Source organism: Actinomadura sp. NPDC000929, from assembly GCF_040492065.1.
Taxonomy (GTDB): domain Bacteria; phylum Actinomycetota; class Actinomycetes; order Streptosporangiales; family Streptosporangiaceae; genus Spirillospora; species Spirillospora verrucosospora.
Window position 1 is genome coordinate 15,764 of the sequence record NZ_JBEUPA010000022.1, and the last position, 18,551, is coordinate 34,314.

Consider the following 18,551-nt stretch of genomic DNA (forward strand, 5'->3'; position numbering starts at 1 on the left):
GGCCTGGAGGGATCGATGACGTTTCAGGCCGATACCGGCGCTGTGCTCGACCGCGCCAGGAGGTACGAGCGGCAGGGCCGGGCCGAGGAGGCCGCGGCCGCCTACGCGAACGCCGCCGACGCCATGGAGGCGCGCGGCGACCTGGCGTCCGCCGCCGCGGCGCGGGCGCGGTACGCGCGGGCGCTCGCCGCCGCGGGGAGGACCGGCGAGGCGCAGCGCGTCCTCGACGTCCTGGACCGGGCGGCCGGCGCGATGCCGGCCGAGGTCAGGGCCGGGCTGGACGCCCAGGCGGCGCACGTCCTGGCCGCCGCGGGCCGGACGGGCGAGGCCGCGCGCCGCGCCTGGGCCGCGATGTCGGGGTTCGGGTCGCTGCGCGACCCCAAGCGCGCCGGAGCCGCGGGCGCGCACGCCGCGCGGCTGATCCTGAAGGACGCGGGCCCGCGCGGCGCGCTGCGGCCGCTGCGCGAGCTGCTGGCGCAGATGCCGCCCGGCGGCGAGGCGTACCGGCAGGTCGCCCAGCTGCTCGCGGACGCCGAGCGGCGCCCCGACCGCGACCACGACGTCCTCGTCACCGACCCCGGCAGCGCCGCCTGGGGGCGGCTCGCCGCGGCCCTCGCCGTCGGCGCCCATCTGGCCGTCGGCAACGGTGTCGCCTGGAACAGCCTGGCCGACGACGAGAGCGCCCGCGACGACCGGGTGCTGCTGGAGCGCGACTGGGGCATCACCGGCACCGAGAGCTGGCGCGAGCAGATGGACGCGCTGCTCGACGCCCGCAACAGCGACCCGGCGATCCAGATGGTGCTCGACCGGCGCGGCCGGGGCACCGGCAAGCGGGCCTGGCAGGACGCGATCGTCGCCTGGTGCGGCGAGCGCGACATCTCCGAGCAGACCGTCCGGGAGGTCCTGGACCTCTCCGAGGCGGTCCTGCGCTACGAGGCGCGGTTCCGGGCGGACGGCCTGCTCCCGCCCGACGGCCGCGTCGAGAGCGTCTTCGGCTACGACCTCGGGCGCGCGGTGAACATGGCCCGCTGGGGCCTGAACGCCGGGTACTGCGACGCCGAGGAGGCCGAGAAGTGCGTCCTCACGGCGGGGCACCGCGCCCACCAGACGTACGCGTCGTGGCAGGAGTTCTCGGCCGGGTACGTCCTCGGCCGGATGCTGCGGTTCGACGAGGGCGAGTTCGGCGAATGGTACGAACGCTCCCTCACCGGCCACCGCATCCTCGCCGAGGACCCCGGCAGCCCGTGGCGGCGCATGGCCTGGGGCTGACCGTCCGGCTCAGACCAGCGCGTCGATCTCGGCGGTGATCGCCTTGCGCCCCTCCTCGTCCAGCGACGAGGCCGTCACGGCGTTGCGGGCCAGGGAGGCCAGCTCGGCGCGGCCGAGCCCGAACGCCTCGGCCGCGACGCGGTACTCGCCGGTGAGGGTCGTGTTGAACATCGGCGGGTCGTCGCTGTTCAGGGTGACGAACAGCCCCTCCTCCAGCATCCGCGGCAGGGGGTGGGCGCCGAGGTCCGCGACCTGGCCGGTGCAGACGTTGGAGGTCGGGCACACCTCCAGCGGCAGCTGGGTCTCGCGCAGGTGGGCGACGAGGCGGGGGTCGTCCAGGCAGTTGGTGCCGTGGCCGATGCGCTCGGCGCCGAGCCCCTCGACGGCCTCCCAGATCGTCTCCGGGCCGCTCATCTCCCCCGCGTGCGGGACGCTGCGCAGGCCGGCGGCGCGGGCGGCGGCGAACGCGTCGCGGAACGCGTCCCGGAACGGCGCGCGGGCCTGCTCGATGCCGCCGATCCCGAACCCGACGAGCGTCTCCGGCGGGTGGTGCAGCGCGTGGTCGAGGGTGCCGCGGGCGCCCTCGGCGCCGAACTCGCCGGGGATGTCGAAGATGTAGGCCAGGCCGAGGCCGAACCGGTCGCGGGCCTCGCGGGCGGCGAGGTCGAGCGCCTCGGTCACCGCGGGCATCGGCATCCCGGCCCGCTGGTGGGTGTAGGGCGTGACGGTCAGCTCGACGTACCGGACGTTCTGCGCGGCGAGGTCGCGGGCGATGCCGGAGACGAGCGTGCCGACGTCCTCCGGGGTGCGGACGAGGCTCGACACCGACTCGTACACCTCGGCGAAGTGCGGGAAGTCGCGGAACTCGTAGAAGGCGCGCAGCTCGCGCTCGTCGGCGGGGACGGACCCGTCCGGGTGGCGGCGGGCGAGTTCGAGGACGGTCGGGACGGAGGCGGAGCCCACGAGGTGGACGTGGAGCTCGACCTTCGGGAGGGCGTCGATGAACGCCGCGATGCTCGTGTTGTCGGTAGGCACGCCGCGAAATTAACAGCGATCCGGCGTGCCGGGACAGGCGAACGCGGCGAACCTCCCACGAAATTGTCAGGAACCCTCCCCGTTCGGCAGGATGGGCACCGTGCGCGCCGCCCGACTGATCTCCGCCGTGCTCCTTCTGCAGTCCCGGGAGACGATGACCGCCGCCGAGCTGGCGCGCGAGCTGGAGGTGTCCGAGCGCACCGTCTACCGCGACATGGAGGCGCTGTCGGCGGCCGGGGTGCCGGTCTACGCCGACCAGGGGCGGGGCGGCGGGTACCGGCTGGTCGGCGGCTACCGGACGCGGCTCACCGGGCTCACCCGCGAGGAGGCCGAGGCGCTGTTCCTGTCCGGCCTGCCCGGCCCCGCCGGCGACATGGGGCGCGCGGACGCGCTCGCGGCCGCCGAGCTGAAGGTCCTCGCCGCGCTGCCGAAGGCCCTGCGCGACGCGCCCGCCCGCGCGAACCAGCGCTTCCACCTCGACGCGCCCGGCTGGTTCGGCGAGAGCGGGCCGCCGCCGCTACTGCGCGACCTCGCCCGCGCGGTGTGGGACGACGAGACCGTGGAGCTGCGCTACCGCCGCAAGGACTCCGAGGTCACCCGGACGGCCGAGCCGTACGGGCTCGTCCTGAAGAACGGCGTCTGGTACCTGGTCGCGCGGGCCGGGGGCGGGCACCGCACGTACCGGGTGGACCGCGTCGCCGCCGTGCGCCCCACCGGGGAGTTCTTCGAGCGCGACGAGGACTTCGACCTCGCCGGGCACTGGCGCGTGCAGGCGGCCGCCTTCGTGCGGTCGGTGCTGCGCGAGGAGGCCGTGGTGCGCCTGTCCCCGGCCGGCATGCGGATCCTGCGCTACGCCGTCGAGCCGTACGCCGCCCGCCAGGCGGCGGCCGCCGCGGGCGGGCCCGACGAGCGCGGATGGGTGGTGACCACGCTGCCCGTCGAGTCGGCGGCCGTCGCGGCGTCCGAGCTGATGCGGCTCGGAGCCGAGGTCGAGGTCCTCGCCCCGCCGGAGCTGCGGGAGCGGATGGCGGACGCGGCCGCCCGCCTGGCGGAGCTGTACCGGACGGCGGACCGGCCGCCCGGCTAGTCCTGCTTGCGCGCGATCGCCTCGGCGAGCTCCTCCTTGGTCATCTTCGAGCGGCCCTGGACGTCGAGGGCGGCGGCGCGGTCGTACAGCTCGCGCTTGCTGCTGCCCTCGACGTCCACTCCGCCGAAGCTCCTGCCCTTGCCGTGGCGCGCGTCGGGGTTCTTCGCCCGCGGGTCGGACGGCCCCTTGTGCCCCTTGGGGACCCACCGGTCCCCGCGCTTCTCGAACCTGTGCTTGAGCGCCGAGTACGCGGTGCGGTGCGCCCGCTCGCCCTCGCCGTAGGTCTCGACGGCGGAGTCGTGGGCCTTGGCGAAGGTCTCCTGGGCCTCCTTCGGGGAGCGCTGGAGCGTGCCGGGAAGCTCCTCCTTCCGCGGCTCGCCGCTCTTGTCCGTCATCGGCATGGCTCCTCCTTTCACGAGTCTCCACGCCGGATAACCGGTCAGCGCGCCCTCAAACCGGTACGGCGGGGCCCGCCGGCTACCGGTAGCCGGCGACGTCGGCGGGAAGGCCCCCGTCGATCACCTCGACGACGTAGCGCCAGGCGTCGGGGCGGCTGCCGTCGGCGTCGGTGAACCCGTAGACCTGGGCGAGCCCGCCGCTGGACAGCGACGCCCCGTTCCAGCGCGCCCGCTCGGGGTCGGCGGCCAGGGCCGCCACGGCGCGGCCCACGAAGGCCGGCGACTCGGAGATCGCGAAGTGCGGCGTCTTCCGGGTGGCGTCGCGCCAGGTCTCCTCGGTGACGCCGTAGTTGTCGAGCATCGCCTCCGAGCGCAGCCATCCCGGCGTCAGCGAGAGGGCCGTCGCGCCGTAGGACGCGATCTCCTCGGACTGGGCGAGGGCCATCCGGAGGACGGCGCACTTGGCGAGGTCGTAGAAGTAGCCGCACTCCTTGCGGTACGCCGCGTTGTACTCGGCGGTCCCGTCCGTGACCTCCACGACGAGGCCGCCCGGCCGGCGGATCAGCAGCGGCAGGGCGCAGTGGCTGGTGATGGCGTGGGTGTCGATGGCCAGCCTGAGCATGCGCAGGCCGTCGTCCAGGGACTGCTCCCACAGCGGTCTGCCGAACTCGAAGAGCCGGTCCCCGCCCCAGATGTCGTTGACGAGGACGTCCAGCCGCCCGTGCTCCTCGTCGATGCGGCGCACGAGGGCGGCGACCCGCGCCGGGTCGAGGTGGTCGACCTGGACGGCGACGCCCTCGCCGCCCGCGGCCGTGACCAGCTCGGCGGTCTCCTCGATGGTCTCGGGACGGTCCATCTCCGACCGGTGGGTCCGGGTGGACCGTCCCGTCACGTAGACGGTCGCGCCCGCGGCGCCGAGCTCGACGGCGATTCCCCGTCCCGCTCCGCGCGTGGCGCCCGCGACCAGTGCGATCTTTCCAGTCAGTGCACGACTCATGGGGACGATGCTGGCACCGAAACCTGACAGGTCACGTCAGGGTTTTCGCCCCGGTCGGCCGGGTTTTCGGTCAGGTGAAGATGCTCACCCCGCCCGGGCCGACGAGGAGGCCGACGACGATGAGGACGATGCCCCAGAGGAGGTCGCGCCGCGCGAGGATCACGTAGATGCCGGCGATCACCAGGATGACCGCGATGAGCCACAGGATTGTCATCATGGACCCCGGCGTCCCCCCAGGGAGACCCAAGAAACCCCAATCTCTTTGCGGATGACCGAATTACCCGTTTTGTTACAGAGGGGGAAGGCCGAGCCTCCCCCTCCCCCTCCGCGCGACGACGGCGATCATCCGCGCCCCGACCGGGGCGTCAGCCCGCGGCGCGGCACAGGCGGAGGACGTTGGCGACGATGCGGTGCCCTGCGCCCCCGGCCGCGGTGAGGATCGACTCCGGGTGGAACTGCACGGCCCAGCGCCGCCGCGCCGGGTCCTCGATCGCCATGACGACGTCCCCGGTCAGCGCCGTTACCTGGAACCCCTTCACCCGGTCGGGCGTGGCGTGCAGCGAGTGGTAGCGGGCGGCGGTGAACTCCCCGGGCAGGCCCTCGAACAGGTCGCCCCCCTTCACCTCCACCCGGCCGGGCTTGCCGTGGGAGGGCTCGGGCAGCAGCGACAGCTCGCCGCCGGCGTGCTCCACCATCGCCTGCAGCCCGAGGCACACGCCGAAGACCGGCAGCCTCCGGGCGTCCAGCTCGTCCAGGAGCGCGCGGGTGCCGAAGTCCTCCGGGCGTCCGGGGCCCGGCGACAGCACGACCAGGTCGGGCGCGTGCTCGTCCAGCAGCCGCAGCGGGAACCCGTGCCGCAGGGTCACCACGGAGGCGCCGTGCTGCCGGAAGTAGTCGGCGAGGGTGTTGACGAACGAGTCCTCATGGTCGACGAGCAGCACCCTGACGCCCTCGCCCGGCTGCGCGGGGAGCGGCGCCTCCTGCGGCACGACCCCGGCGCCCTTCCGCGCGGCGGCGAGCGCGCCCAGCAGGGCGCTGGCCTTCAGGTGCGTCTCGCGCTCCTCCTCGTCGGGGTCGGAGTCGTAGAGCAGCGTCGCCCCGGCCCGCACGGTCGCCACCCCGTCGCGGATCTGCGCGGTCCGCAGCGTCAGCCCGGTGTTCATCGAGCCGTCGAAGCCGACGCAGCCGACCGCGCCGCCGTACCAGCGGCGGGGCGAGTCCTCGTGGTCCTCGATGAACTGCATCGCCCACGCCTTCGGCGCGCCCGTGACCGTCACCGCCCACATGTGGGTGAGGAACGCGTCGAGCGCGTCGAAGCCCGGGCGCAGCCGCCCCTCGATGTGGTCGACGGTGTGAATGAGCCGGGAGTAGATCTCGATCTGCCGGCGGCCGAGGACGCGCACGCTGCCGGGCACGCAGATCCGGGACTTGTCGTTGCGGTCCACGTCGGTGCACATGGTCAGCTCGGACTCGTCCTTCGCCGAGGACAGGATCGTGCGGATCTGCTCGGCGTCCTCCAGCGGGTCGGCGCCGCGCCTGATCGTCCCGGCGATCGGGCAGGTCTCGACGCGGTCGCCGCTGACCCGGACGAACATCTCGGGCGACGCGCCGACCAGGAACTCGCCCTCGCCGAGGTTGAACAGGAACTCGTACGGGGCCGGATTGGACTCCCGCAGCCGCTCGAAGAACGCCGCGGGCGCGTCGCAGCGCCCGTACATCGCGTGCCCCGGCGTCACCTCGAAAAGGTCGCCCCTGACGAACTTGTCCTTGGCGTCCCGCACCATCTGCGCGTACACGCCGGGGACGGGCTGCGCCGGGACGGCGGCCCGCCGCCGGACCGGCGTCGCCCCGGTGCCGCGCGGCAGCCCCGCGGTGCCCGACCCGTCGACCTCGAACTCGTAGGAGATCCGGTGCGAGGTCTCGCGCTTGCGGTCGACGACGACCATCTCGTCGGCCAGGTGCAGGACGAGGTCGCGCTGGTCGTCGGGGCGCTCCAGCCGCGTCCGCAGCGGCTCGAACTGCAGCGACAGGTCGTACCCGAACGCCCCGTACAGACCGAGGTGCGGATCGTCGCAGCGGAACAGGTCGACGACCGCGCGCAGCGCGGTGAAGACGGTCGGCTGGCGGCTGCGCTCCTCTTCGGCGAAGAAGCCCTCGGCCGGCGGGACGAAGACCTCGAACAGGCCGGGCTCGTCGGTCCGCACCTCGCCGACCTCGCGCAGCGCGCCCGCCAGCGCGGGCAGGACGACCCGGCCGCGCCCGTTCAGGGAGCGGACGGCGACCGTCCGGCCGCGCGCGACGATCTCCAGGCAGGGATCGACGTAGGCCATGTGCCAGCGGCTGTAGCGGCCCGGGTACTCCATGCCGGAGCTGAGCACGCCGCCGCGCCGCTCCCCCACGGCGGCGACGAGGACGTTCAGCGCGTCGGACTTGCGCTCGGAGTCGACCGGGACGGCGGTACGGGTCACCCGTACGCCCCCGGCCGTGACGAACTCGCTGGTCAGCGGCTGTCGTGAGACGGTCTCCACCGCGGTGGCCCCTCATGTCGGGCCCCCACCGGGCGTCGCGAACAGGAAACGACCGCCGGTGAGGGCGGTCGCCTGGTCGTGAACACGCGCGAACCGGCACCGCCTCAGCGGCGCCACCACCACCGGGAGGCTGCGGTTCGCATGCGGCGAGGCTACCACGGGCGCACGGTTCCCTACCTGGCGCTTCCCGGCGTGGAGCGATCCACCGAAGTCGTGCCGCGGCCGATATCGGGCTGTGACCAGGGCGTGTGTAGGCTCGCCCGGCCGCACCCCCGGCACGGTCCCGTCGCGCGACCCGGGCGGACCGTGCGCGGGCCAGACGAGGAGGACCCCATGACTCCCGACGACTCCCGGGAACCGACTCCGACCCAGCCCCCGCCGCCGGGCGCCGACCGCACCGACCGGAGCCCCTGGAACTGGCTCCTGGTCGTTCCCGTCGTGCTCCCGCTGCTCACGCTGCTCTACAACAGCGATGAGCCCCGCCTCGCGGGCTTCCCCGCCTTCTACTGGATCCAGCTGGCCTTCATCCCGCTGGGCGTCGCCTGCACCGTCCTCGTGTACCAGATGACGAAGAAGCGGGGCTGAGCCGATGGCACGCGACCACCTCACCGAGATCATCATCTTCGCCGTCCTGTTCCTGCTGGTCAGCGGGATGGGCTTCGTCGCCGCCCGGTGGCGGCGGCCCGACTCCATGCACAGCCTTGACGAGTGGGGCCTCGGCGGCCGCAGCTTCGGCAGCTGGGTCACCTGGTTCCTGATCGGCGGCGACCTCTACACCGCCTACACGTTCGTGGCCGTCCCCGCCCTGGTGTTCGGCGCGGGCGCGGCCGGATTCTTCGCCGTCCCGTACACGATCGTCGTGTACCCGCTGGTGTTCCTGGTTCTGATCAAGCTCTGGTCGGTCTCGCACGTGCACGGCTTCGTGACGCCGGCCGACTTCGTCCGGGCCCGCTTCGGCTCCCCGACGCTGGCGCTCGTCATCGCGATCACCGGCATCGTCGCCACGATGCCCTACATCGCGCTGCAGCTGGTCGGCATCGAGGCGGTGCTGAAGACGATGGGCGTGAACGGGCACTGGCCGATCATCATCGCGTTCGTGATCCTCGCGGCCTACACCTACCAGTCCGGGCTGCGCGCCCCCGCGCTGATCGCCTTCGTCAAGGACGTGCTGATCTACCTGGTCATCATCGTCGCGGTGCTGTACATCCCGGCGAAGCTCGGCGGCTGGGGCGACATCTTCGACGCGGCCAAGGCCAAGTTCGACAAGACCCCCGCGCCCGGAGACGGCATCACGATCGCCGGCAGCGGCCAGCTGAACTACGCGATGCTGGCGCTCGGCTCCGCGATGGCGCTGTTCCTCTACCCGCACAGCATCACCGGCGTGCTGGCCAGCAGGAACCGCAACGTGATCAAGCGGAACATGGCGGCGCTGCCCGCCTACAGCTTCGTGCTCGGCCTGATCGCGCTGCTCGGCTACATGGCCGTCGCGGCGGGCGTGAAGCCGGTCACCACGGACGGCAAGCCCGACACCAACACCGTGGTCCCGCAGCTGTTCGACCACATGTTCCCCGACTGGTTCGCCGGCGTGGCGTTCGCCGCCGTCGGCATCGGCGCGCTGGTCCCGGCGGCGATCATGTCGATCGCGGCGGCCAACCTGTTCACCCGCAACATCTACAAGGAGTACATCCGCCGCGACGCCGACGCCAGGGAGGAGGCGACCGTCAGCAAGCTGGTCTCGCTGATCGTCAAGGCCGGCGCGGTCGTGTGCATCCTCGCGCTCGACCCCGAGTTCTCCATCGACCTGCAGCTCATCGGCGGCGTCATCATCCTGCAGACGCTGCCGGCGGTGGGTCTCGGCCTCCTCACCCGCTGGTTCCACCGCGGCGCCCTCATCGCCGGCTGGGCCGCCGGCATGGCGGCCGGCCTGTGGATGCTGTACCGGATCCCGAACCCGGCGAAGGGCAAGGAGCACTTCGGCGGCTCGGCCTACCCGCTGAGTGACCTCGGCCTGGACACCAAGACGACGGTGTACGTCGGCATGCTGGCGCTCGCCGTCAACGTGGTCGTCGCGGTCGCCGGCACCCTGGTCTGCAGGGCCGCCAAGCTCGCGGACGGCGAGGACGCGACGCGCGCGGCGGACTACCTCGCCGACGAGGGCGACCCGCGGGTCAAGGATCTGGAGCTGGAGGCCAGCACCTGATCCGGCCCGGCCGGCCACCGGCGGCGCCGACCCGTCAAGATCCCCGGACTGACCGGGAGCGGACGGGCGGCGCCGCCTGCGCCTTCCGCGGTGGCCGGATCAGGCGCGGCCGGGCGGCAAACTATTAGGTTACTTTCCTATTCATGCCGAACCGACTCGCGGCCGTGCTGTCGGCCGCCGCGCTCGCCGCGAGCCTCGCGGCGATCGTCACGCCGGGAGCCGCCGCCGCGGCCTGCCGCCCGGACGCGCGCGATCTCATGGTCACCTACCAGCCGGTGGACCATACCGTCGCCGACGCGCAGTACCACCGCGCGCGGCTGACCATCGACAACCACGACGACCGCTGCGCGCTGGGCGCCGGCGGATGGGCGATGTACTTCAACGCCGTCCGCCGGCCCGCCGCCGTCCTGGACGGGGCGGCGGGCGACTCCGCCCGCGCGCGGCTCGCGGGCCAGGGCCTCGCGATCACCCGGGCGGACGCCGCGCGGAGCGGCGACTTCTACACGCTCAGGCCGGGGGACGGCTTCGCGCCCGTCGGGCCCGGCGAGCGGCGCGCGATCGACGTCGACTTCGAGCTGTGGGCGGTCCACAAGTCCGACGCGCCCGCCGGGTGGACGATCGCCTTCGGCGGCGGGCGGCCGTCGTGGGTCCCGGCCAAGGCGCTGCTGGACCCGGCGGATCCGAAGCAGACCACCGCGTTCTCGGGCGACCACCGGCCCGTGCAGACCGCCGCGTCGCGCTATGCCGAGAACACGGCGCGCAGGCTCGACCTCACGCTGCGGCAGAGCATCGTCCCGCAGCCGCTGTCGGCCGCGGCCTCCGGCGGCACGGTCGCGATCGGCGGCGGGTCGCCCGTCTCGGCGCCGCGCTCGCTGCGCCGGGAGGCGGGCTACCTGCGCTCCGCGCTGACCGACGTGGCCGGCGGGCGCGGCGCGCCCGTCGCGCTGAGCGTCGACCCGAGGCTCGACGCCGACCGCGACGGCGAGCCCGACCCCGAGGGCTACACGCTGACCGCCGACGGCGGCGGAGTCAGGATCGTCGGCGCCGACCGCGCCGGGGTCCTCTACGGCGTCCAGACGCTGCGGCAGCTCGTTCCCGCGGGCGCCTACGCGGCGGCGAGGGGACGGCCCGCGTCCACGGTCGAGGTGCCGCGCGCGAGGATCTCCGACGCGCCGCTGTTCGGCTACCGGGGCCTGCAGATCGACGTGGGCCGCCACTTCGAGACCAAGCGGACCGTCGAGAAGTTCCTCGACCTGATGAGCTTCACCAAGCTCAACCGGCTGCACCTCGGCCTGACCAACGACGAGGGCTGGCGGCTGCAGATCCCGGGGCTGCCCGAGCTGACCGGGTTCGGCTCCGGCCGCGCCTTCGACCTCAAGGAGACGGAGGCTCTGCACCAGGGCATGGGGTCGGCGAACGACCTCGGCCCCGGCGACGGCATCTCCGGCAAGGCGGCCGGGCCGGCCGAGGCCAACCTCGGCCGGGAGCCCGCCTACCAGGGCTTCGAGCAGGGCACGCTCAACTTCGTCGGCAAGGGGAGCGGCTTCTACTCCGTACAGGACTTCGAGGAGATCCTCAGATACGCGACCGAGCGGCACGTCGAGGTCGTCCCCGAGCTGAACTTCCCGGCGCACGCGCGCGCCGCGGTCCAGTCGATGGAACGCCGGTACCAGCGGACGCACGACTCCGCGTACCGGCTGCTGGACCCGGCCGACACGAGCCGGCACACCAGCGTCCAGTACTACACCGACAATCTCGCGAATCCGTGCCTGCCCAGCACGTACGCCTTCCTGGACAAGGTCGCCTCCGAGGTGGCGAAGATGTACGAGCGCGCGGGCGCCCCGCTCAACCGGCTCAACCTCGGCGGCGACGAGCCGCCGGGCCCGCCCGAGGGGTGGTGGTCGGGGTCCCCGGCGTGCCAGAAGGCGCCCGAGACGGCCGGCAGGTCCGGTGAGGAGCTGAAGGAGCTGTTCTTCACCCGCTGGAACGCCATCGCGCATAAGTACGCCCCCGCGACCGCCGGCTGGGAGGACATCACCGACCCGACGCGCTCGTTCCGCCTCAAGGGGTTCACGCCGCTGCCCTGGCAGAACGTCTGGGGCTGGGGACGCGAGGACTGGGCCTACCGGTTCGCCAACGAGGGCACCCCGGTGATCCTCGCGCACGCCACGAACCTCTACATGGACCTCGCCTACAACAAGGACCCGGACGAGCCCGGCTACTACTGGGCCGCCTACGTGGACGAGAAGAGCACCTTCACCTACCAGCCGTTCGACGTGTACGCCAACGCCACCGAGGACCGCTGGGGCAACCCGGTCACGCCGAACCCGTCCTGGACGAAGCTGACCGCCGAGGGCCGCAGGAACATCCTCGGCCTGGAGGCGCAGCTGTGGGCCGAGAACGGCAAGGCTCCAGGGATCCGCGAGTACCAGGCGTTCCCGAAGCTGCTCGGCGCCGCCGAGCGGGCCTGGAACCGCGACACCCCCGCACCGGACGAGATGGACGCGGCCTGGGGCGTCTTCAGCAACACGCTCGGCCAGAAGACGTTCCCGCTCCTGTCGTTCTACAAGCCGGTGGGCCTGAGCGGCGCCGGGGTGAACTACCGCGTCCCGCCGCCCGGCGCGAAGGTCTCCGACGGGACGCTGGCGGCGAACGTCCGTGACCCGGGCCTGGCGGTCGAGTACTCCACCGACGGCGCGAACTGGCGGCCGTACGCGGGGCCCGTGCGGGTCGGCGCGTACGCGCTCGCCCGGACCCGGAGCGCGGACGGCCGCAGCAGCCGCATCTCCCCGGCCGGCGTCCCGGCCTGGCGGAACAGCACGGCCTACAAGGCGGGGGCGCTGGTGAGCCACCAGGGCGAACTCTTCCGGGCGACCCGCGACGGCTCCGGCGGGGAACCCGGGCGCGACCCCGGCCACTGGGCGCTCCTCCAGTAGCCGGGCGCCTCCCGACCGGCACGGCGACGGCCCGGTTCGTCCGCTCACGCGGACGGCCGGGTCGTTTTCTTTTCGGCTCTTGACAGGCGGATAGGTGAACATCGAAGGTGTGTGAACGATCACGTTAACGTTAATGTGACGCCGCCGACAACGGAAGGCCTCCTCGCATGAGGACACCGCGTCCCCCCGCCCGCCCCCTCGCGGCCCTGACGGCCGCCCTCGCCGCCGCGGCGCTGCTCGCCCCCGCCGCGGGCGCGCAGGCCGCGCAGGGCCCGCACCGCAAGATCGACCTGCGGATCGCGACCTACAACACCTGCGGGCACGGATGCCTGCCGACCACGCAGGCCTGCGTGGACACCATCGGGCGCGACTGCGCCACCAAGCTCGAACCGTGGGCCGACGGGCGCGCCGCCCGGGTCGCCGACGACATCGTCCGCGCGCGCGCCGGGGTCGTCGTCACCCAGGAGATCGGCAACAACGCCACCCCGACGCAGCCCGGCGTGGACGTGGAGTCGTTCCGCGCCCCGCTGACCAAGGCGATGGCCGCCCGCGGCTACGCCGAGGCGCCCGCCGACTACGCCGGGACGAGGCACCCCCAGGAGGGCTACCGGCTGCAGTCCGGCGCGGGGCGCTTCACCTACTACGACGCCCGCAGGTTCTCGCACCTGGACGAGCGCGGCCGCGCGCTCCCCCACGACCTGCTCTGGCTGCCGGACTCCACCGAGATCTACGGCAAGACGATGACCTGGAACACCCTGCGCGACCTGCGCACCGGGCTGCGGTTCGTGGTCGTCGACATGCACCTGGAGTACCGCAAGAACGGCGCGACCGACCCCAACGGCTGGACCAAGAACTGGGACGAGGTCCGCTACCTCGACGCGCGCCGGACGGCCGAGTACCTCACCCGGGACAACGCCGACACCCGGCGGCTGCCGATCGTGTTCGCCGGGGACATGAACTCGGCGTCGAAGGAGGACGGCCACAGCGCCTACGACGCCTTCTCCGACGTCGGCTACGCCGACTCGTTCGAGGCCGCGCCCGCGAGCCGCCGCACCGGCGCCGAGTACGCCTCGTTCAACGGCGGCAAGATCCCGCTGCCGAGGTCCGAGGACAAGATCGACCACATCTTCGTCCGCAACGGCACGCGCGTCCTGCAGTGGACGCTCGTCCCGCAGACCACCGCCCAGGCCGGCGAGCCCCGCGACCTGCTGCGGTCCGACCACAACATGGTGCACGCCACCGTGAGGATTCAGGAGCCCACCCGATGACCTCCCCCGCGAGCGAGCGGTCGCTGGCCGCCGAACTGCGCCGGGCCGACCCCGCCCTGTCCCGCTTCAACCCGCTCGACCGGATCCTCGTCCACGACGAGTTCAACACCGGCACGCACGGGTGGATCGAGCTGCTCGGCAACTACGACGGGCACGGGAACCTCGACACCGTCGACGACCACATGCGCGACTTCCGGCCGCCGCAGCTCAGCTCCTGCAACTTCTTCGACGTCGGCACGCACGGCGCGATGTCCGGGACGTACGCGCTGAAGGTCGCGACGCGCCCGGTGGCCGGGCACACCGGCGTCGCGATCCGGCGGCTCACGATGGCCGGCCGGGGGCGCGTGCAGTTCGAGGCGTACCTGACGTTCAAGACCGAGGCGGCCTCGGAGGAGAACCAGGCGGCGTCGAAGGCGGGCGCCGGCGAGTGGGACGCGAACCTGCACCCGTCCGAGCAGCAGTTCGGCGCGTTCACCATCGCGACCGACATCTGCGACGGCGTCCGCTACCACTGCGTCGCCCGCTACCTGAACACCGACCTGGAGAACCGGCTGCGGCGCGAGTGGGTGTACCCGACGGTGCCCGAGCCGACCCCGCGCGAGCACTTCGAAGGCAAGATCAAGCTGCCGCCGACCGCGGACTTCACCGCCCCGGAGCCGGACGACTGGAAGCCGTTCGGCGGCCCGCAGGAACTCTGCTACAACGAAGTGCCCACCAAGGTGAACTGGCACTACGTGCGCTGGGTGATCGACACCAGCACGCGCTCGAACATCGAACTGCAGGTGAACGACACCGTCTACGACATGCGCGACGTGCCGGTGCCGCCGTACGAGGAGGAGTACGGCTCTCTGGGCAACCTGCTGAACTTCTACGTCTCGGTCAGGACGCACACCGACGTGCGCAACTTCCTGTTCCTGGACTCTGTCCTGATCTCGGTCGACTGGTGAGGAGCCCCCAGAGCATGCGCGAGTCGTTCACGGCGGTACTGGAACGCAACCGCACCCTCGCGGGCGGTTTCGCGACGGAGCCGTACGAGGTGGCGTGGGCCGCGGAGGCCCGCTGGTTCGTCCGGACGCTGGAGCGGACCGGGACCGGCACCCTGATGCGGGTCACCACGCAGGTCTCCCCCGACGGCCTGCACTGGTGCGACCTGGACCCCGAGCGGGAGGTGACCGGCGACCTCGTCACCTGGGAGTCGTCCGGCTTCGGCGGCTGGCTGCGGCTGAAGGGCGCCGTCGAGGGCGAGGCCGGCGGCGGCGAGGCGTCGGCGAAGGTCATGATCTACCTCGCGCTGAAGAGCTGAGAGGAGCCGTCATGGACGTGCGCAGGCGCGAGTTCCTCGCCCTGACCGGCCTGGCCGCCTCCGCCGTGGCGCTCGGCGGCTGCGCGGTGCCCGGGGCGGCGGCCGCGCCGGACGGATCGCTGCGCGCCGCGTTCGGGCAGCCGGTCACCGACCTCGACCCCTACAACGCGGGGACGGCGGTCGACGAGGCGTCGCTGATCGTCAAGCGGCTGGTGTTCGACACGCTCGTCCGCTACGAGGGCGGGCGGCTCGCGCCCGGCCTGGCGACGTCGTGGCGGCGGACGGACGACACGACGTGGGTGTTCGACCTGCGCCCCGGCGTCCGCTTCCACGACGGGAGCCCGCTGACCGCGCGGGACGTCGTCGCCTGCGTGGAGCGCACCAAGGCGGTGAAGTCGGCGCAGTCCGCGCTGTGGGCCACGGTGAAGTCCGCGCGGGCCGACGGCGACCACCGCGTCACGTTCGTGACGGACGGCCCGATGGGCACCCTGCCGGTGAACCTGACCCTGCTGTTCATCGTGCCGGCCCGGCGTGTGGCCGACCCGGCGCAGAAGCGCCGCCCGGTGGGCTCGGGCCCGTTCCGCGTGACGGGGTTCACCCCGTCGACCAACGTGGAGCTGGCCCGGTTCGACGGGTACTGGGGAGGCCGCGCCGGGCTGCCCGGCATCTCGATGCCGTTCATCGCCGAGACCTCCAGCGCGATCACGGCGCTGCGCAACGGGGACGTGGACCTGCTGTGGCCCGTCCCGTCCGACCAGCTCGGCGAGGTGCGGGGGCGGCGCGGCGTCAAGGTCCAGACGGTGCCGAGCTGGACCTACTACCTCACGTGGTTCAACTGCGGCCGCAAGCCGTTCACCGACCCGAGGGTCCGGCGGGCGATGTGGCAGGCGCTCGACATGGAGGAGATCGTCGGGAAGCTGTTCGGCGCGGGCGCCGTGCGCATGCGCGCGCCGATCCCCTCGACCGTCTTCGGCTACGCCGAGCAGGCGCCGTACCGGTACGACCCGGCCGCGGCCCGCGCGGCGCTGCGCGCCGCCGGTCTGGGGGACGGCTTCGAGACCACGATGATGTGGTTCGACGCCACCGGCCCCCTCGCCCGGGAGCTGGCCCAGTCGATGATCTCGGCGTGGGCGCGGATCGGGGTCGAGGTCAGGCCGCAGAGCATCGAGAAGGCCCAGTGGCTGCAGCGCCTCAACTCCCTCGACTGGGACATGGAGCTGCAGACCAACACCGTGACGACCGGCGACGCCGCGTTCACCCTCGGCCGGCTCTACACGTCCAAGGCCGACCGGATGGGCTACCGCAACGCCGGGCTGGACGCGGTGCTCGCCGAGGCCGGGCAGGCCGCCGACCCCGGCCGGCGCGAGGAGCTGTACGCGCGGGCCTGCAAGACGATCTGGGACGACGCGGTCGGGATCTTCCCCGCCGCGCTCACCACCGCCTACGGGCTGCGGACCGGGCTCTCCGGCTTCACCCCGGCGGCGAACAACCAGCCGGACCTGTCCACGGTCAGGAGGAACCCATGACACCCCGCCGCAGGGCCACCCTGCGGGACATCGCCGCCGCCCTCGACCTGTCGGTCAACACGGTGTCCCGCGCCCTGGCCGGCAAGGACGCGGTCAGCCCCGAGACCCGCGAGCGGGTGCGGGCCGAGGCCGAACGCCTCGGGTACGTGCCGAACACCATGGCGCGGTCCCTCGTGCAGGGCAACGCGATGACCCTCGGGCTGGTCATCACCAACCCGTCCAACCCCTTCTACACCCGTCTGATCAGCGCCATCGAGGAGCGCGGCCGGGTCCACGGCTACTCGCTGATGCTGATGGTCACCGAGGACAGCGTCGACAACGAGCGGCGCGTCGTGGACGAGCTGATGCGCTGGGGCGTGGACGGCGTCCTGGCGGTGCCCGTCCAGCACGGGATCGACCACTGGGACCGGCTCCGCAAGTCCGGGACGCCGGTCGTCCTGGTCAACCGCGACCTGCCGGGGCTCGACACCGACCTCGTCGGCGTCGACTACTACGACAGCGCGCGGCGCGCCACCGAGCACCTCGTCGCCGAGGGCGCCCGCGACCTGTACCTGGTCGAGGAGGACCTGGACATCTCGCCCGTCGCGGAGCGCGTCCGAGGGTTCCGGTCCGTGCTCGACGAGCACGGCATCGCGGTCCGCGACGACCACATGGTGAAGGTGCCGACCCGGCGCCGCGAGGCCAGCTCGCAGCCGTGGGACCCGGTGGACTCCTACGAGATCGGGCGCGGGCTCGCCGCCCGCGTCGGGCCGGGCGCCGCCGTCCTGGCCGGCAACGACTACTTCGCGCTCGGCGTGTACCGGGCGCTCACCGAGCACGGGCTGAGCATCCCCGGCGACGTCCGCGTCGCCGGGCACGGCGACCACCCGTTCGCCGCCTATCTCGCGCCGCCGCTCACCACGGTCCGGCTGCCGGCCGCCGGGGTCGGCGCCGCCGCGGTGGACCGGCTCCTCGAACGGATGTCGGGCGAGTCCGGCGCGGGCTCCCCGCGGCAGACCCTGCTGCCGGCGGAACTGGTCGTCCGCGCCTCGTCGCGGACCGCGAACGGAGGCGGCTGATGGGACGGTTCCTGCTGAGGCGCGCCGGTCAGGCCCTCATCGTGGCCTGGGGCGCCGTCACGGTCGTGTTCCTCGTCGTGCGCGTCGTCCCCGGCGACCCCGCGACGCTGATCCTCGGACCGGACGCCAGTCCCGCGCAGCTCGCCTCCGTCCGGGCCGACTTCGGGCTGGACGAGCCGCTGTGGCGGCAGTACCTCGCGCACATGGGCGAGATCCTGCGCGGCGACTTCGGCGACTCGTGGCGGCTCGGCGGCGGCGCGATGGGCGCCGTCCTGGACCGGTTCCCCGCCACCCTGACGCTGGCCTCGCTCGCCCTGGTCATCACCCTCGCCGCCGGCTACCCGCTCGGCATGATGTGCGCGCGGCGGCCCGGCAGGATCCTCGACCTGCTGGTCTCCACGGGTTCGCTGGTCGGGCAGGCGGTGCCGTCGTTCTGGCTCGGCATCGTGCTGATCCTGCTGTTCGCGCGGCAGCTGAACTGGCTGCCGAGCACGGCGGGCGGCGGCCCGGAGGCGGTCATCCTGCCCTCGGTGACGCTGGCGCTGCCGTTCGTGGGCTGGCTGGCCCGGCTCGTCCGCAACGGCGCGCTGGAGGAGAGCGGCAAGGACTACGTCCGCACCGCCCGCGCGAAGGGGACCGGCGAGGGCGCCGTGATGTACGTGCACGTGGCGCGCAACATCGCGCTGCCCGTCGTCACCGTCCTCGGGCTGCTGATGGGCAACTTCATCGCCAACGCGGTGATCATCGAGGTCGTGTTCTCCTGGCCGGGCATCGGTTCGCTGATGGTGGACGCGATCACCAACCGCGACTACGCCGTCGTCGAGGCCGCGATCGTCACGATCACCGTCTCCTACATCGCGCTGAACCTCCTCGTGGACGTCCTGTGCGTCGCCCTCGACCCACGTCTCACCCCGGAGAACGCATGAGCGCAGCGAACCGGGGGGGT

General features: G+C 73.0%; 16 protein-coding genes. 11 read left to right on the top strand and 5 right to left on the bottom strand.

The features are described from left to right. Positions 1–15 precede the first annotated feature (15 nt). Positions 16–1,269 carry a DUF1266 domain-containing protein gene (locus ABWI04_RS11195; protein WP_353832313.1) on the top strand — a complete coding sequence of 418 codons (1,254 nt, stop codon included), beginning with the start codon at positions 16–18 and terminating at the stop codon, positions 1,267–1,269. Between the two features lie 9 nt (positions 1,270–1,278). Here the strand turns inward: ABWI04_RS11195 and add are convergent, their stop codons facing one another. Then, positions 1,279–2,304, bottom strand: coding sequence for an adenosine deaminase (gene add, locus ABWI04_RS11200; protein ID WP_353832314.1), 1,026 nt, complete (start codon positions 2,302–2,304; stop codon positions 1,279–1,281). 100 nt (positions 2,305–2,404) lie between these two features. Between add and ABWI04_RS11205 the strand changes: the two genes are divergently transcribed. Continuing rightward, positions 2,405–3,391, top strand: coding sequence for a helix-turn-helix transcriptional regulator (locus tag ABWI04_RS11205; protein ID WP_345182165.1), 987 nt, complete (start codon positions 2,405–2,407; stop codon positions 3,389–3,391). On the opposite strand, the gene ABWI04_RS11210 is transcribed toward ABWI04_RS11205, so the two are convergent. The 4 genes from ABWI04_RS11210 to ABWI04_RS11225 form a co-directional block, all read right to left on the bottom strand. Continuing rightward, a complete protein-coding gene (locus tag ABWI04_RS11210) occupies positions 3,388–3,792 on the bottom strand; it encodes a ChaB family protein (RefSeq protein ID WP_353832315.1) in 405 nt (134 codons plus the stop codon). The genes ABWI04_RS11205 and ABWI04_RS11210 overlap by 4 nt on opposite strands. 76 nt (positions 3,793–3,868) lie before the next feature. Further along, entirely contained in the window at positions 3,869–4,786 is a 918-nt protein-coding gene (locus tag ABWI04_RS11215) for an SDR family oxidoreductase (RefSeq protein WP_345182161.1), read from the bottom strand. Between the two features lie 70 nt (positions 4,787–4,856). Further along, on the bottom strand, positions 4,857–5,003 hold the full coding sequence (locus ABWI04_RS11220; RefSeq protein ID WP_165959128.1) for a GPGG-motif small membrane protein: 147 nt from the start codon (positions 5,001–5,003) through the stop codon (positions 4,857–4,859). Between the two features lie 148 nt (positions 5,004–5,151). Beyond that, the gene (locus ABWI04_RS11225; RefSeq protein WP_353832316.1) at positions 5,152–7,314 is read right to left on the bottom strand and encodes an anthranilate synthase component I; all 2,163 of its coding nucleotides are present in this window, start codon (positions 7,312–7,314) and stop codon (positions 5,152–5,154) included. A 333-nt stretch (positions 7,315–7,647) separates the two neighbouring features. Between ABWI04_RS11225 and ABWI04_RS11230 the strand changes: the two genes are divergently transcribed. The 9 genes from ABWI04_RS11230 to ABWI04_RS11270 all read left to right on the top strand — a co-directional run bounded on the left by ABWI04_RS11230 (position 7,648) and on the right by ABWI04_RS11270 (position 18,531). Next, positions 7,648–7,899 carry a DUF3311 domain-containing protein gene (locus ABWI04_RS11230; RefSeq protein ID WP_353832317.1) on the top strand — a complete coding sequence of 84 codons (252 nt, stop codon included), beginning with the start codon at positions 7,648–7,650 and terminating at the stop codon, positions 7,897–7,899. Between the two features lie 4 nt (positions 7,900–7,903). Further along, positions 7,904–9,514 (top strand): monocarboxylate uptake permease MctP, encoded by a 1,611-nt coding sequence (mctP, locus tag ABWI04_RS11235; protein ID WP_345182155.1) that lies wholly within the window; start codon positions 7,904–7,906, stop codon positions 9,512–9,514. Positions 9,515–9,657: 143 nt separating this feature from the next. Continuing rightward, positions 9,658–12,450, top strand: coding sequence for a family 20 glycosylhydrolase (locus tag ABWI04_RS11240; RefSeq protein ID WP_353832318.1), 2,793 nt, complete (start codon positions 9,658–9,660; stop codon positions 12,448–12,450). Between the two features lie 167 nt (positions 12,451–12,617). Continuing rightward, positions 12,618–13,718, top strand: coding sequence for an exonuclease/endonuclease/phosphatase family protein (locus tag ABWI04_RS11245; RefSeq protein WP_345182151.1), 1,101 nt, complete (start codon positions 12,618–12,620; stop codon positions 13,716–13,718). Continuing rightward, positions 13,715–14,665 carry a DUF6772 family protein gene (locus tag ABWI04_RS11250; protein WP_345182149.1) on the top strand — a complete coding sequence of 317 codons (951 nt, stop codon included), beginning with the start codon at positions 13,715–13,717 and terminating at the stop codon, positions 14,663–14,665. Before ABWI04_RS11245 ends, ABWI04_RS11250 begins: the two co-directional genes overlap by 4 nt. Before the next feature lie 14 nt (positions 14,666–14,679). After that, positions 14,680–15,021, top strand: coding sequence for a hypothetical protein (locus ABWI04_RS11255; RefSeq protein ID WP_345182147.1), 342 nt, complete (start codon positions 14,680–14,682; stop codon positions 15,019–15,021). 11 nt (positions 15,022–15,032) lie between these two features. After that, positions 15,033–16,547 carry an ABC transporter substrate-binding protein gene (locus tag ABWI04_RS11260; RefSeq protein ID WP_353832319.1) on the top strand — a complete coding sequence of 505 codons (1,515 nt, stop codon included), beginning with the start codon at positions 15,033–15,035 and terminating at the stop codon, positions 16,545–16,547. Continuing rightward, a complete protein-coding gene (locus ABWI04_RS11265; protein WP_353832320.1) occupies positions 16,544–17,605 on the top strand; it encodes a LacI family DNA-binding transcriptional regulator in 1,062 nt (353 codons plus the stop codon). The genes ABWI04_RS11260 and ABWI04_RS11265 overlap by 4 nt, the downstream gene beginning before the upstream one ends. Beyond that, entirely contained in the window at positions 17,605–18,531 is a 927-nt protein-coding gene (locus ABWI04_RS11270; RefSeq protein ID WP_353832321.1) for an ABC transporter permease, read from the top strand. Before ABWI04_RS11265 ends, ABWI04_RS11270 begins: the two co-directional genes overlap by 1 nt. Positions 18,532–18,551: the final 20 nt, after the last annotated feature.

Bases quoted from the DNA above. Each gene is read 5' to 3' on its own strand.
- ABWI04_RS11255 (WP_345182147.1), top strand. From the start codon at position 14,680: ATGCGCGAGTCGTTCACGGCGGTACTGGAACGCAACCGCACCCTCGCG.
- ABWI04_RS11265 (WP_353832320.1), top strand. From the start codon at position 16,544: ATGACACCCCGCCGCAGGGCCACCCTGCGGGACATCGCCGCCGCCCTC.
- ABWI04_RS11230 (WP_353832317.1), top strand. From the start codon at position 7,648: ATGACTCCCGACGACTCCCGGGAACCGACTCCGACCCAGCCCCCGCCG.
- ABWI04_RS11240 (WP_353832318.1), top strand. From the start codon at position 9,658: ATGCCGAACCGACTCGCGGCCGTGCTGTCGGCCGCCGCGCTCGCCGCG.
- ABWI04_RS11245 (WP_345182151.1), top strand. From the start codon at position 12,618: ATGAGGACACCGCGTCCCCCCGCCCGCCCCCTCGCGGCCCTGACGGCC.
- ABWI04_RS11220 (WP_165959128.1), bottom strand. From the start codon at position 5,003: ATGATGACAATCCTGTGGCTCATCGCGGTCATCCTGGTGATCGCCGGC.
- ABWI04_RS11260 (WP_353832319.1), top strand. From the start codon at position 15,033: ATGGACGTGCGCAGGCGCGAGTTCCTCGCCCTGACCGGCCTGGCCGCC.
- ABWI04_RS11195 (WP_353832313.1), top strand. From the start codon at position 16: ATGACGTTTCAGGCCGATACCGGCGCTGTGCTCGACCGCGCCAGGAGG.
- ABWI04_RS11250 (WP_345182149.1), top strand. From the start codon at position 13,715: ATGACCTCCCCCGCGAGCGAGCGGTCGCTGGCCGCCGAACTGCGCCGG.
- ABWI04_RS11270 (WP_353832321.1), top strand. From the start codon at position 17,605: ATGGGACGGTTCCTGCTGAGGCGCGCCGGTCAGGCCCTCATCGTGGCC.
- ABWI04_RS11210 (WP_353832315.1), bottom strand. From the start codon at position 3,792: ATGCCGATGACGGACAAGAGCGGCGAGCCGCGGAAGGAGGAGCTTCCC.
- ABWI04_RS11215 (WP_345182161.1), bottom strand. From the start codon at position 4,786: ATGAGTCGTGCACTGACTGGAAAGATCGCACTGGTCGCGGGCGCCACG.
- mctP (WP_345182155.1), top strand. From the start codon at position 7,904: ATGGCACGCGACCACCTCACCGAGATCATCATCTTCGCCGTCCTGTTC.